Here is a 14,450-nt window from a genome sequence, read left to right as displayed (position 1 = left end):
GCTGCGTTCAGCCCTTGAAGCGGGGGAACGCGGAGCGACCGGCGAAGACGGCGGCCTCGGCCAGCTCCTCTTCGATGCGCAGAAGCTGATTGTACTTCGCGACCCGCTCGCTGCGAGCCGGCGCACCGGTCTTGATCTGGCCCGAGTTCGTGGCGACCACCAGGTCGGCGATCGTCGTGTCCTCGGTCTCACCCGAACGGTGCGACCACATCGAGCGGTAGCCGTTCGAGGTGGCGAGCGCGACGGCGTCGAGCGTCTCGGACAGGCTGCCGATCTGGTTGAACTTCACCAGCAGCGCGTTCGCGACACCCAGGTCGATGCCCTGCTGCAGACGCTTCGGGTTGGTGACGAACAGGTCGTCGCCGACCAGCTGCACCTTGGATCCGAGCGCCTCGGTGAGGGCCTTCCAGCCGTCCCAGTCGTCCTCGGCGAGGGCGTCCTCGATCGTGACGATCGGGTACGAGTTCACCAGGTCGATGTAGTAGTCGGTCAGCTCGGCGGCGTTCCAGGACTTCTTGTCGAGCGTGTACACACCCTCGTCGAAGAACTCGGTGGCGGCGACGTCGAGGCCCAGGGCGATGTCCTTGCCGGGCGTGAAGCCGGCCTTCTCGATCGCCTTGACGAGGAAGTCGAGGCCCTCGCGGTTGCTGGGCAGATCGGGGGCGAAGCCGCCCTCGTCACCCAGCGCCGTCGAGAAGCCGGCGGCCTTCAGCTCGCTCTTGAGCACGTGGTAGGTCTCGGTGCCCCAGCGCAGCGCCTCGGAGTAGGTCTCGGCGCCGATGGGCGCGAGGAAGAACTCCTGCATGTCGATGCCGTTGTCCGCGTGCTCGCCGCCGTTGATGACGTTGAAGAGCGGAACGGGCAGCACGTGCGCGTTGGGTCCGCCGAGGTAGCGGAACAGCGGCAGGTCGGCCGAGTCCGCCGCGGCCTTGGCGACGGCCAGGCTCACGCCGAGGATGGCGTTGGCGCCGACGCGCGACTTGTTCTCGGTGCCGTCGGTGGCGATGAGGATCTCGTCGATGACGCGCTGCTCGCTCGCCTCGACGCCCTCGATCGCCGGGCCGAGCTCGTCGATGACAGCGGTGACGGCCTTGAGCACGCCCTTGCCGCTGTAACGGCTCTTGTCGCCGTCACGCAGTTCGTACGCCTCGAACGCACCGGTGGATGCGCCGGAGGGAACGGCCGCACGCTGGACGACACCGTCGTCGAGGAGCACCTCCACTTCGACGGTCGGGTTACCGCGCGAGTCGAGAATCTCGCGCGCGCCTACAGCCTCGATCAGTGCCACAGAGGACTCCTTGAGTTGGTTTGGCCCCTCCGCGACGAGCGGGAGGGATGGTTCTCGGAACGCCATCGTCCGCATCCGAGTCTAGTGAGCGCGAGAGGGATCCCCCGCGGCCGGACCGGCAGAATCCCCGACGATCGCGATCGCCACGCCGTCCCACCCCTTCGCGTCGAGCGTCTGGATGGCCGTCGCGTCGAATCGCGGGTCGTCCGCGAGCATCGCCAGCCCCCGCCGCATCCCGTCGACCTGCGCGTCCACGACGGCGTCGTCGGCCACCCGGCCGGCGCGCACCGCGTTGTCGACCACGACGACCGCGCCCGGACGGGCCAGACGCGCGGCGTGCTCGAGATACTGCGTGGTCGACTCCTTGTCGGCGTCGATGAAGACGAAGTCGAACGGACCGGCGAGCGTGGGCAGCACCTCGGCGGCGAGACCCACCTCGATCCGGACGCGGGCGGACACACCCGCCCGCTCGAGGTTCCGCCGCGCGACGGCGGCGTGACGCGGCTCCGCCTCGAGCGAGACGACACTCCCCCGCTCGCCCACGGCGCGGGCCAGCACGATGGTCGAGTAGCCGCCGAGCGTGCCGATCTCAAGCACCCGGCGCGCGCCCGACATCCGCACGAGCAGGCTCAGCAGCTTGGCGTGGACGGCCGCCACCTCGATGGGCGGGAGGCCGGCCGCATCCTGGTCGGCGCGCGCCGCGTCGAGCGCGTCGTCGGCGCCCACGAAGAGGCCGGACAGGTAGGCGTCGACGGCCTGCCATCGTTCCGGCGTCGGTGCGGGAAGCGGATCGCTCACGTCCCCCAGCCAACTGGTCGCACCCCGCACCGTCAACCCCCGCTCGCCGGAGGAGTGTGCCCGGCCGGCAGGCGCACGTCGGCGCCGAGCGCCGCCAGCACCGAGGGCAGCAGCGCCTCGGCGGTGCGGCGGTATCCGGCGGAACTCGGATGGAACCGGTCGAGGCTGAACATCTCGTCCGGGTTCGACACGAAGAACGGCCCCACGGCGTGGCGCAGCGACACCGCCCATGCCCCCTCGGCCACGGCTGCCTGCGTCTGCGCCCGGGCGAGCTGGCGCGACATCCGCGACCCGAGCGATCGCAGCGGCTGCGGGACCGGGCGGAGGGCGCCGAGATCCGGGCACGTGCCGACCACGACCGGCATGCCGAGGCCGCGGAGCCGCACGATCGCCGCCCGGAGCCCCGCGGCCGACGCCGAGACGGGCACGCGGTGCGTGATGTCGTTGCCGCCTACGACGATGACCGCGACATCCGCGCGGTAGGCGCTCGGCAGCGCGTCGAGCTGCGGACCCAGCGCGGAGGTCTCGGACCCCACGACGGCCGCGGTCCGCAGACGCACCGGGCGGCGCATCCCCGCCGCGATCCCCTTCGCCAGCCGGGCGCCCAGCGTGTCCTTGCGCCGGTCCGCCCCGAGGCCCGCGGCGATCGAATCGCCCAGCACCAGCAGCTCGATGACGGCCCCCTCGTGCCGACGCCGCCACACGCGGTCGGCGTCGAAGGCGTCCTCCCCCAGCGGTTTGCCGATGCGCCGCCGCGCGTGCGCGGCCTGGCGCCGCAGCAGAGCGACGCCGCCCGCCACGGCCAGCGCGGTGGTTCCGAGGGTGGCGGCGAGCGCCACCGGCAGACGTGCCATGGCCCCATCCGAACCCGCCGGGATGAACGTCACGTGACCGTGCGGTGACGCCGCGGCGCACGCCGCCCGCTCCGCCCCGTTCATACCGGCCCGGTAGGGTGCGGCGCGTGTCCGGTCCCTCCCTCGCGCGCCGCCTCGGGCTCGGGGATGCGGTGGCGATCGGTCTCGGATCGATGATCGGCGCCGGGGTGTTCTCGGCGTTCGCCCCCGCCGCCCAGGCAGCCGGCGCGGGGCTGCTCCTCGGTCTCGTGATCGCCGCCGCCGTCGCCTTCGCGAACGCGACCTCGACGGCGCAGCTGGCCGCCGCCCACCCGGTCGCCGGCGGTGTCTACGCCTACGGCTCGGCCGAGCTCGGACCGCGGTGGGGATTCGCCGCGGGGTGGGCGTTCGTGGTGGGCAAGATCGCCAGCTGCGCCGCGATGGCCCTCACGTTCGCGGCGTACGCCGCTCCTGCCGGATGGGAGCGGGTCGTGGCGATCGCCGCTGTCGTGCTGGTGGTCGCGGTGAATCTCGGGGGCGTCACCCGGACCGCGCGCGTGACGAAGGTCATCGTCGTCATCGTGCTGCTGTCTCTGGCCGTCGTCACAGCCGCCGGCGGGGTCGCGGGCGGTGCGCTCCCCGCGATCGGCGACCTCTGGGGCGAGCCGTACGGCATTCTGCAGTCCGCCGGCATCCTGTTCTTCGCGTTCGCCGGCTACGCCCGCATCGCGACGCTCGGCGAGGAGGTGCGCGATCCCGCCAGGACCATCCCCCGCGCGATCGTCGGCGCGTTCCTCGGTGCGCTCACGGTCTACGGCGTGATCGCGGTCGTGACGCTCACGACCCTGGGCGCCGATGCCCTCGCCGCATCCACGGCGCCGCTCGACGAGGTGGTGCGCGCGACCGGGTGGGACGCCGCGTCTCCCGTCGTGCGTATCGGCGCCGCGGCCGCATCCCTCGGCGCCCTGCTCGCTCTCATCGCGGGCATCGGGCGCACCGGGTTCGCCATGGCGCGCGGCGGCGATCGGCTTCTCGTCGTTCGGGGTGCTCGTGTACTACCTGATCGCCCACGTCGCGGCGCTCCGTCAGGGTGCGCAGGCGCGGCGGTATCCCCGCGCGCTGGCCGCGTTCGGCATGCTCGGCTGCGCCGTGCTGGCCGTCACCCTGCCGTGGCCGGGCGTCGTGGCGGGCGCGGTCGTGCTGGCAGCGGGCCTCGCCGTCCGCGGACTGCGCCCGCGCCGGATCAGCTGAGCGGCTTGGTCTCCAGCGATCCGACCGGTGCCCCCGCCGACACGGTCGCGAACGCGGTGTAGCCGTCGGTGGCCGCCCGCTCGAGCAGGAGCTTGAGGTTCTTGGTGCGCTGTTCGAGCCGCACCCGCGAGCCGGCCGCGACGAGCGCCGCCTTGTGCGCGATCAGCTCGGCCAGCGGCACGTCCCGGTCGTGCACGATGACGACGGCGGATGCGGCCGCATCCTCGCCGTCCGCGACGAGGTCGACGATCCGCTCGAAGCCGATCGAGAAGCCGACCGCCGGAACGTCCTGACCGAGGAAACGCCCGATCATGCCGTCGTACCGGCCGCCGCCGCCCAGCGAGTACGGCACCGAGGAGTGCGCCAGCTCGAAGATCGTGCCGGTGTAGTAGCCCATGCCGCGCACGAGGAACGGGTCGAACACGAGCGGGGCGGTGCCGCCGGTGGCGGCGCTCACGGCCTCGCCGACGCCGACGAGGTGCGCGACGATCTCGTCGTCGATGCCTTCCGGCAGCGCGGCACGGATCTGCGCCTCGCCGAACGCCGTCTCATCGCCGCCCGGGCGCGCGAGGAACGCGGCGAACGCGGTCACCGCGGCGTCGCTCGCGCCGCGGTCGCGGAGCTCCTTCTCGACGCCCTCGGGCCCGATCTTGTCGAGCTTGTCGATCGTGATGAGCACACCGGGGCGCTCGTCCGCGGCGAAGCCGAAGACCTCCAGCATCCCGTCGAGGGCGCGGCGATCGTTGATCCGCACCGTCGCGCCCTCGAGGCCGAGGGCTCCGAGGGTGTCGAGGGTGGCGGAGATCAGCTCCGCCTCGGCGCGCGCGCTCGCATCGCCGATGACGTCGATGTCGCACTGCACGAACTGGCGGTAGCGGCCCTTCTGCGGGCGTTCCGCGCGCCACACGGGCGCGATCTGCACCGAACGGAAGACGGAGGGCAGCTCACCGCGGTGCGACGCGTAGAAGCGCGCGAGCGGCACCGTGAGGTCGAAGCGGAGCCCCAGGTCGCTGAGGGCGGCGGGATCGTCGGCCGCCGCGCGCACCGCATCCGCGTCGAGTCCGCGCTTGAGCACCGTGAACGCGAGCTTCTCGTTGTCGCCGCCGACGCCGGAGTGGAGTCGGGCGTAGTCCTCCATGACGGGAGTCTCGATCTCGTCGAATCCGTGCGCCCGGTAGCGGTCGCGGATGACGGCGAGCACGCGCTCGCGGCGGGCCTTGTCGGCGGGGAGGAAGTCGCGCATGCCGCGCGGGGGGTTCACTGCTGGCACGAGACCATCATTCCAGGCCGGGCTCGGCGGCGCGGACCTCGTCCTCGAGCGCGCGCACCCGCGCGCGCAGCGCCCGCTCCGCATCCCATCCCTCGTCGCGCGCCCGCGCCACCAGGGCGAGGAGGGCGTCGCCCAGATCGTCCTCGGTCGTGATCTCGAGCGGCCGGGCCGGCACCGCGTCGCCGCGCACGGCGGCCGCGCGCCCCAGCACCTTCTGCGCGCGCGCGAGGGCGGGCATGCTCGTGGGGATGCCGTCGAGGACGCTGCGCCGTGCGCGCTTCTCGGCGGCCTTCGCCGCGTTCCAGTGCACGAGCACCTCGGCGGGCGTCGTGGCGACGGCGTCGCCGAACACATGCGGATGACGGCGCACCATCTTGTCGCCGAGGTCACGGGCCACATCGTCGATGTCGAAGGGTGTCTCGGGATCGCGCGAGGCGATCTCGGCGTGGAACAGCACCTGCCAGAGCAGATCGCCGAGTTCCTCGCGGAGCTCGGCACGATCGCCGGACTCGACGGCGTCGATGACCTCCGCGCTCTCCTCGACCAGGTAGGGCACGAGCGCACGGTGATCGATCTGCTGCGACCAGACGCAGCGCTCGCGCACCGCGTGCATCACGTCGGCTGCGCGTCGCAGCTGGTCGCCCCGGTCCTGCTCGCTCATGCGGTGCGCTCCTCGCTCAGGCGGCGGTAGTGCCGTGCCCGCCATGCTACGAGGGCACCGGCGAGCACGAGCGAGACGGCGGACCCCGCCAGCACGCCCAGGGTCGCCTCATCCCGCAGCAGCGGGACGTCCGCGAAGGCGAGTTCGGAGAGCAGCAGCGACACCGTGAAGCCGATGCCGCCCAGCGCGCCCGCCGCCAGCAGATCCGCGATCGGCAGGCGCGGGGCGCCGGGGACGGATGCCGCACGCTGCGCGATCCAGCCGAACACGGTGATGCCGACGATCTTGCCGACCGGCAACGCGACCAGCACACCCCAGAAGGCGGGCTGCAGCTCGGCGAGCCCGACCTGCGGGATCGTCACGAGCGCCGCGGACAGCGCGAACAGCGGCAGCACGAGCGCGTTGACCCACGGCTCGAGCGCGTGCCGGACGCGGAGCGCGGCCGACGGTGCCATGACCAGGCCCAGCGCGACACCGGCGATGGTCGCGTGCACGCCGGACTCGTACACGAGCACCCACACCGTGAGGGCGACGACGACCAGCACGACGCCGCGCAGCACGCGCAGGCGCACGCCCCCCATTCGGCTCACGACGGCGAACACGGCGAGCAGGATCACGGCCCCGCCGAGCATGACGACATCCACCCCCTCGGTGAACAGCACCGCGATGAAGACGATGCCGACGATGTCGTCGAGGATCGCCAGCGCCAGCAGGAAGATCCGAAGGCCGGGCGGGAGCCCCCGCCCGAACACCGCGAGCACACCGAGCGCGAACGCGATGTCGGTCGCCGTCGGGATCGGCCAGCCGGATGCCGACGGCGTACCGGCCGCGAAGAACGCGAAGACGACGATCGGCACGATCACGCCGCCCGCCGCGGCGATGGCCGGCTGCACCGCCGCCCGCAGGGTGTTGAGCTGACCGCGGGTGAGCTCGAACTGCAGTTCGACGGCCACGACGAAGAAGAACACCGCCAGCAGGCCGTCTTGGATCCAGTGCCCCACCGACATCTCGACGACGCCGGGGATGCCCAGGTACGTGTCCTTGAGGGCGGCGACGGTGCTCTGCAGCGGCGAGTTGGCCAGGAGGAGACCGAGGGCGGCCGCCGCGAGCAGGACGACGGCGGGGAAGCGGGCGGAGCGCAGCAGGGTCATGGACATTCCTCGAAGGGTCGGCGCGATGATTCCGCCGCAGGACGACGGGCCGACCAGACTTCCCGGCACTCCGTCATCCAGGGTACCGGGCGCAGACCCGCCGAGCGGGACGTCACCGGCGTCGGCCGTGACAAAGGCACCGCTCCGCGACCAGTAGCGTTGTCCCATGCGCGAACCCACCCCCACCGAAGCCATCGACCTCGTCGGCCGGTACGAGGCCGGCCAGGAGATTCCGGAGCAGATGCGCGCGGATGTGCGCCTGCTCGGCTCGCTGCTGGGGCGCGTGCTACGCGAGAGCGGCTCGGCCGGACTGTACGAGGACGTCGAGCGTCTGCGCGTCGCCACGATCGCGGCGTACACCGACGAGAGCGACGAGGCCTTCGCCCGCGCGGCGGAGATCGCCGATTCCTTCACGGTCGAGCGCGCGGATGAGGTTGCCCGCGCGTTCACCGTCTACTTCCACCTCGTGAACCTCTCCGAGGAGCACCAGCGGGTGCGTGCGCTCCGCGAGCGCGACGGGCTCTCCGAGGCCGGCACCCGAGGCGACTCGGTGAGCGCCGCGTTCCGCCTGCTCTCGGCCGAGGTCGGCGAGGAGACAGCCCTCGAGCGCCTCCAGGCCCTCCGCTTCCACCCCGTCTTCACGGCGCACCCCACCGAGGCGCGTCGCCGCGCGATCTCCACCGGCATCCGTCGGCTGTCGGAGCTGCTCGACGCGTTCGACGCCGCGACCCCCGACGGGTTCGACCAGCGTCGCGCGCACCGGCGCATGCTCGAGGAGATCGACACGCTGTGGCGCACCGCGCCGCTGCGCCCCGAGAAGCCGTCGCCCACCGACGAGGTGCGCGCCGTCATGGCCGTGTTCGACGACACGCTGTTCACGACTGTGCCCCGCGTGTACCGCCGCGTCGACTCGGTGCTGCAGGGCGAGGAGAACGGCAATCGCGCTCCGCTCGTGCGCCCCTTCATCCGCGTCGGCACGTGGGTCGGCGGCGACCGCGACGGAAACCCGTTCGTCACCGCCAAGGTGACCCGCAAGGCCGCAGCGATCGCCAGCGAGCACGTGCTGCACGGGCTCGAGCGCACCGCCACCCGCATCGGCCGGACGCTGACCCTGGATGCCGTCTCCACGCCGCCGAGCGAGGCCCTGCAGGCGCTCTGGAAGCGCCTGCGCACCGCGGACGAAGAGGCCGCGACCGACATCGCGCAGCGCTCGCCGAACGAACCGCATCGCCGCATCCTGCTGCTCATCTCGCGGCGCATCGCCGCGACGCGCGTGCGGGACGCGGACCTGTCGTACGACGACCCCGAAGACCTGCTCGCCGACCTCCGCGTCGTGCAGTCCTCGCTCGTCGAGGCGGGCGCCAGCCGCCAGGCGTACGGCTCGCTGCAGCGCCTGATCTGGCAGGTCGAGACGTTCGGCTTCCACCTGGCCGAGCTCGAGGTGCGCCAGCACTCCGCCGTGCACGCGAAGGTGCTCGCCGAGCTCGAGGCGGGCGGGGAGCGCAGCGAGCAGACCGAAGAGGTGCTCGAGGTCTTCCGCGCCGTCGCGTTCGTGCAGAAGCGGTTCGGACCCCGCGCCGCCGGCCGGTACATCGTCTCGTTCACGCAGTCCGCCGAGGACCTGGCGAACGTGCACCGCCTCGCCCGCTACGCCGTCGGCGAGGGCGAGCGCGCGCCGGTGCTCGACGTCATCCCGCTCTTCGAGACCTTCGCCGACCTGCAGGCGGCCCCCGGCATCCTCGCCGAGATCCAGCACCACCCCGAGTTCGCGGCGCGCCTGGATGCCACGGGCCGGCGCATGGAGGTCATGCTCGGCTACTCCGACTCCTCGAAGGACGTCGGCCCGGTCGCCGCCAATCTCGCGCTCTACGAGGCCCAGGCCGACATTTCGGCGTGGGCGCAGGAGAACCGGATCGAGCTGACCCTGTTCCACGGCCGAGGCGGTGCTCTCGGCCGCGGCGGCGGACCGGCCAACAGCGCCATCCTGGCGCAGCCGCCGCACTCGGTGGACGGTCGCTTCAAGCTCACCGAGCAGGGCGAGGTCATCTTCGCGCGCTACGGCGACCCCGCGATCGCGATGCGTCACATCGATCAGGTGGCCGGCGCCATCCTCATGGCATCCGCGCCGTCGAACGAGGAGACCAACCGGCGCGCCGCCGAGGCGTACGCCGACGTCGCGCAGGTCATGGAGGACGCCTCCCGCGAGCGCTTCTTCTCGCTCGTCAAGGCCCCCGGGTTCGCGCCGTGGTTCGCCACCGTCACCCCGATGGAGGAGGTCGGCATGCTGGCCCTCGGCTCCCGGCCGGCCCGCCGAGGCCTGTCGGTCGAGTCGCTCGAGGACCTCCGCGCCATCCCGTGGGTGTTCGCCTGGTCGCAGGCCCGTATCAACCTCGCCGGATGGTTCGGCCTCGGCACGGCCCTCGAGGCCGTCGGCGACGCCGAACGTCTCGTCGAGGCGTACGCGCAGTGGCCGCTGTTCCGGGCCATGATCGACAACGTCGCGATGAGCCTCGCGAAGGCCGACGACCGCATCGCCCGCGAGTATCTGGCGCTCGGCGACCGGGCAGACCTCGCGGAGCTCGTCATGGCCGAGATGACGCTCACCCGCGACTGGGTCGTGCGCATCGCCGGCGGCGACGGCCTGCTCGCCAACAAGGCGGTGCTGCAGCGCGCGGTCAAGCTGCGGAGCCCCTACGTCGACGCCCTCTCGCTGCTGCAGCTGCGCGCCCTCCGCGCGCTCCGCGCCACGGCGCCCGACGGCCCCGTCGACACCGGCCATCAGCGCCTTCTGCTCCTCTCCGTCTCCGGCGTCGCCGCCGGCCTCCAGAACACCGGCTGATCCCTCCGGCGTGGCGCTGGCGCGTGCTGGCGCCGGGGCCTGGCGCTCGCGCGGGTGCTGACGCTCCGCGTGCTGGCGTTCGGGGTGCTGGTGCTGGCGCTGACGTACACCCGCTCCGCAGGAGCTGTCGCATCCGCCAGCCCACCGTCACTCGTCGCGAATGCCGCGTCGCCGAAACGCGCACGCCGCATTCGCGACGAGCGAATACGGATGACGCACACGGATGGGGCGCGCACGGCTCGAGCAGAGCCTCCCCGCCCCAGCCACCCCAGCCACCCGGTTCATTCGTCGCGAAAGCGGGGTCGCCGACGCGCGAACCCTGCTTTCGCGACGAGTGAGCACGTGAAGGAGCGACGCCGCGCCCGCGCAGCACCGACGACACAGGGGTCGCGCCAGCGGCGACACAGCTCGCGCAGCACATCGCGGGACACCACGGCATTGGTGTTGAGGCGCGGGCACCATCCCAGCGCCACCGCTATGCCATCACGAGGATGTCGGGGCGCAGCGCTGTCGCGGCCCCATCCCCGAGTTCATTCGTCGCGAAAGCGGGGTCGCCGACGCGCGAACCCTGCTTTCGCGACGAGTGAGCAAGGGTGACGCGACGCAGCGCCCGCACCCGCGTCCGGCCCCACGGCAGCATCGCATCACCGCGGCCCCACCCCGCAGCAGCACCAGCGCCGCAGCACCGCGGCGCACCAGCACCCCGCATCACCCCTGCACCACAGCGCAGCGGCGCAGCGGCGGGGGTCAGCCCTGGAGGGGGGCGGGGGCGGCGGGCTCGGGGACGGGGAAGATCGCGTCGAGGAGCTGAGTCGTCCACGCGATCAGGTCGGTGTCGGACAGCGGCTCGCCGTCGGCGGTGGGCAGCGGCACGACGACCGCCTCCCCCGACGCTACGAGCTTGGACTTCGGGTACAGGCGCTGCAGGCGCACGCGCAGCGAGTCGGGCAGGTTCGCCGGGGCGACCCGCAGGTTCGGGCCCATCGCCACCACATCCGCGAGCCCGGAGCGGGCCGCGCGACGCCGCAACCGGGCCACGGCGACCAGGCCCTCGACCTCGGGAGGCGGCGTGCCGTAGCGGTCGGTGAGCTCGTCGACGACGAGGTCGATCATGTCGTCCTTCGCCGTCGCCGCGGCCGCCGCCGATAGCTTCTGGTAGGCCTCCAGGCGCAACCGCTCGCTGTCGATGTACGTCTCGGGCAGCCGCGCCTGCACCGGCAGCTCGAGCCGCAGCTCGGTGGGCCCCTCGGTCTCCTCCCCGCGGAAGGTGGCCACGGCCTCGCCGATCATGCGCAGGTACAGGTCGAAACCCACCCCCGCGATGTGCCCGGCCTGCTCGGCGCCCAGCATGTTGCCGGCACCGCGCAGCTCGAGGTCCTTCAGCGCCACCTGCATGCCCGAGCCCAGATCGTTGTTCACCGCGATGGTCTCGAGCCGATCGGCCGCCGTCTCGCTGAGCGGCTTCATCTCGTCGTACATGAAGTACGCGTAGGCGCGCTCACGCGCACGCCCCACGCGCCCGCGCAGCTGGTGCAGCTGGCTGAGTCCGTACTTGTCGGCGCGGTCGATGATGATCGTGTTGGCGTTCGAGATGTCGAGGCCGGTCTCGATGATGGTGGTCGACACGAGCACGTCGGCGCGGCGCTCCCAGAAGTCGTCGACGACCTGCTCGAGGGCGTGCTCCCCCATCTGCCCGTGCGCGACGGCGATCCGTGCCTCGGGCACGAGCTCGGCGAGATCGGCGGCCACGCGCTGGATCGACTGCACGCGGTTGTGCACGTAGAAGACCTGTCCTTCGCGCAGCAGCTCGCGCCGGATGGCGGCGGCGATCTGCTTGTCGTTGCGCGGCCCCACGTACGAGAGGATCGGATGCCGGTCCTCGGGCGGCGTCTGCAGCGTCGACATCTCGCGGATGCCGGTGACCGCCATCTCGAGCGTGCGCGGGATGGGGGTGGCGCTCATCGCCAGGATGTCGACGTTGGTCTTGAGCTTCTTGAGCGCGTCCTTGTGCTCGACGCCGAACCGCTGCTCCTCGTCGATGATCATCAACCCGAGGTCTTTGAACACGACCTTCTCGGTGAGGATGCGGTGGGTTCCGATGACCATGTCGACCGTGCCGTCGGTGAGGCCGGCGAGCACCTCGCGCGCCTCCTTGTCGGACTGGAAGCGCGACAGCGGGCGCACCTTCACCGGGAACCCGGCGAAGCGCTCGGCGAACGTGTCGAGGTGCTGCTTGACCAGCAGCGTCGTCGGCACGAGCATCGCGACCTGCTTGCCGTCCTGGATCGCCTTGAACGCCGCCCGCACCGCGACCTCGGTCTTGCCGAAGCCGACGTCGCCCGACAGCAGGCGATCCATCGGGATGGGGCGCTCCATGTCGGCCTTGATCTCGTCGATCGTCTGCAGCTGATCGGGCGTCTCGGCGAACGGGAACGCCTCTTCGAGCTCGCGCTGCCACGGGGTGTCGGGGCCGAACGCGTACCCCTTGGCCGACATCCGTGCGGAGTACAGCTTCACGAGCTCGACGGCGATGTCGCGCACCGCGCGGCGCGCCTTGCCCTTGGCCGCGGCCCAGTCGCTGCCGCCCATCTTCGAGAGGGTGGGCGCCTCTCCGCCGACGTACCGCGAGAGCAGGTCGAGCTGGTCGGTGGGGACGAACAGCTTGTCGCCCGGATGGCCGCGCTTGGAGGGCGCGTACTCCAGCACCAGGTACTCGCGGGTGCTCTTGACGGGCTTGCGCCCTCCGGAGGACACCTCGCGCTGCACGAGTTCGACGAACTTGCCGATGCCGTGCGTGGAGTGCACGACGAAGTCGCCCGGCTTCAGCTGCAACGGGTCGACGACGTTGCGACGACGCGAGGCGAGCTTCTTGACCGCCCGGTTGTCGCTCGAGATCGTGCGCCCGTAGAACTCGGACTCGGTGAGCACGGCCACCTTGGCGTCGGCCACCTGGAAGCCGCGTTCGAGCGTGCACGCGACGATCGTGACGATCCCCGCCTCGGGGGCCTCGCTGAGCGTGTCGACGCGGCGCGCGGCGACGCCGTGCTCGGCGAGCACGTCGCGCGCGCGGTCGGCGAGCCCGGCGCCCGCGGCGGTCACCACCACGGTCCAGCCGTCCTTCACGAGGCCGCCGACGTGCGCGATCGCACCGTCGACGTTGCCCGAGAACGAGGGGACGCCGCTCGCCGCCACGCGCGTGACGCCGCCCGCGGCCACCAGGCCCTCGGCGGCGGCATCCGCGTCGCCCGAGTCGAACGGCGAGAGCTCCCACCAGACGTCGCCGCGCTCGGCCGCGACCTCGCGCAGGCGCGGCAGGCTGACGAAGTCGCCCGCCCCGAGATCGACGGGGGTCTCGGCGCCCGCCACGGCGGCGCTCCACGCGGCATCGAGGAACTCGTGGTTCGTGTCCGAGAGCGTCACGGCGCGGGCGGTGGCCCGCTCGGGGTCGACGAGGGCAACCGCCGCGGCGCGCGGCAGGTAGTCGATGAGGGTGACGATGCCGTCGACGAGCGCGGGCGTCAGCGACTCCATGCCCTCGACGGGGATGCCCTCCGACATCTTCTCGAGCATGCCGTGGAGCGACGGGAACGACGGCGCGAGGTCGATCGCGCGCTCGCGCACCTCGTCGGTCAGCAGCAGCTCGCGGCTCGGCAGCAAGCCGATGCTCGGGATGTCGCCGGGGAGCGACCGCTGGTCGGCCACCGAGAAGGCGCGGATCTGGTCGACCTCGTCGCCGAAGAACTCGACCCGCAGCGGGTGGTCCGCCGTCGGCGGGAAGACGTCGAGGATGCCGCCGCGCACCGCGAACTCGCCGCGTCGCGACACCATGTCGACCCGGTGGTAGGCGTACTCGACCAGCCGCAGCACGATCTCGGCGAGGTCGTGGCCGCGCTCCCCCACCACGAGGCGGATGGGCGAGGCCAGATCCAGGCCGGGCGCGATGGGCTGGATGGCGCCGCGCACGGACGCGGTCACCACCAGCGGCGCCGCTCCGTCGTGCTGGGCGATCTCGTGCAGCACCTGCAGGCGGCGCCCGACGGTCTCGGCGCTGGGGCTCAGCCGCTCGTGCGGCAGGGTCTCCCAGGCCGGGAAATGGCGGACGGCGGCGCCGGGAAGCAGCGCCTCGATCGCGGGGCCGATGGCCTCGGCGCGGCGGCCGGTGGGCGCGACGATGAGCAGGATGCCGGGCTTGCCCGCCTCACGGCGACGCTCGAGCAGGGCGGCGAGCAGCGGCGCGTCGAGCCCGTCGATGACCGAGAAATCGGCATCGGCGGCGGAGGCGGCCACCGCGTTCCCGAACGATTCTGAGCGTGCGAGGGCGCGAACGATCCCGGGAACTGTCACCGGACGATTCTACGG

Annotated in this window: 8 protein-coding genes and 1 pseudogene; 2 read left to right on the top strand and 7 right to left on the bottom strand. The window is 72.4% G+C overall.

Features of this window, described 5'->3' with window-relative positions; translation table 11 throughout:
* Window positions 1-7: 7 nt before the first annotated feature.
* The 3 genes from eno to AB0N73_RS05025 all read right to left on the bottom strand — a co-directional run bounded on the left by eno (window position 8) and on the right by AB0N73_RS05025 (window position 2,940).
* Window positions 8-1,288 (bottom strand): phosphopyruvate hydratase, encoded by a 1,281-nt coding sequence (gene eno / locus AB0N73_RS05035; RefSeq protein ID WP_363561007.1) that lies wholly within the window; start codon window positions 1,286-1,288, stop codon window positions 8-10.
* A gap of 81 nt (window positions 1,289-1,369) precedes the next feature.
* Window positions 1,370-2,086, bottom strand: a complete 717-nt coding sequence (locus tag AB0N73_RS05030) for an O-methyltransferase (protein ID WP_363561005.1) — start codon at window positions 2,084-2,086, stop codon at window positions 1,370-1,372.
* A gap of 32 nt (window positions 2,087-2,118) precedes the next feature.
* Complete coding sequence (locus AB0N73_RS05025) at window positions 2,119-2,940, bottom strand: SGNH/GDSL hydrolase family protein (RefSeq protein WP_363561003.1); 822 nt, start codon at window positions 2,938-2,940, stop codon at window positions 2,119-2,121.
* A 107-nt stretch (window positions 2,941-3,047) separates the two neighbouring features.
* Here AB0N73_RS05025 and AB0N73_RS05020 point away from each other — a divergent pair.
* Window positions 3,048-4,170: pseudogene (locus tag AB0N73_RS05020) on the top strand (APC family permease).
* Here the strand turns inward: AB0N73_RS05020 and hisS are convergent.
* Genes hisS through AB0N73_RS05005 form a run of 3 tightly spaced genes read right to left on the bottom strand, consistent with a single transcriptional unit; the run spans window position 4,163 to window position 7,252 of the window.
* The gene (gene hisS / locus AB0N73_RS05015) at window positions 4,163-5,413 is read right to left on the bottom strand and encodes a histidine--tRNA ligase (protein WP_363561181.1); all 1,251 of its coding nucleotides are present in this window, start codon (window positions 5,411-5,413) and stop codon (window positions 4,163-4,165) included. The pseudogene AB0N73_RS05020 and the gene hisS sit on opposite strands and share 8 nt — an antisense overlap.
* A 34-nt stretch (window positions 5,414-5,447) precedes the next feature.
* The gene (locus tag AB0N73_RS05010) at window positions 5,448-6,101 is read right to left on the bottom strand and encodes a MazG family protein (RefSeq protein WP_363561001.1); all 654 of its coding nucleotides are present in this window, start codon (window positions 6,099-6,101) and stop codon (window positions 5,448-5,450) included.
* Window positions 6,098-7,252, bottom strand: a complete 1,155-nt coding sequence (locus AB0N73_RS05005; protein WP_363560999.1) for a Na+/H+ antiporter NhaA — start codon at window positions 7,250-7,252, stop codon at window positions 6,098-6,100. Before AB0N73_RS05005 ends, AB0N73_RS05010 begins: the two co-directional genes overlap by 4 nt.
* A 166-nt stretch (window positions 7,253-7,418) precedes the next feature.
* Between AB0N73_RS05005 and AB0N73_RS05000 the strand changes: the two genes are divergently transcribed.
* Entirely contained in the window at window positions 7,419-10,091 is a 2,673-nt protein-coding gene (locus tag AB0N73_RS05000) for a phosphoenolpyruvate carboxylase (protein ID WP_363560997.1), read from the top strand.
* Window positions 10,092-10,838: 747 nt separating this feature from the next.
* Here AB0N73_RS05000 and mfd read toward each other — a convergent pair.
* Complete coding sequence (mfd, locus tag AB0N73_RS04995) at window positions 10,839-14,435, bottom strand: transcription-repair coupling factor (RefSeq protein ID WP_363560995.1); 3,597 nt, start codon at window positions 14,433-14,435, stop codon at window positions 10,839-10,841.
* Window positions 14,436-14,450 lie beyond the last annotated feature (15 nt).

The sequence above is a fragment of the Microbacterium sp. NPDC089189 genome (assembly GCF_040685095.1).
Taxonomy (GTDB): Bacteria; Actinomycetota; Actinomycetes; order Actinomycetales; family Microbacteriaceae; genus Microbacterium.
This window is presented reverse-complemented; position numbering and strand designations above follow the sequence as displayed.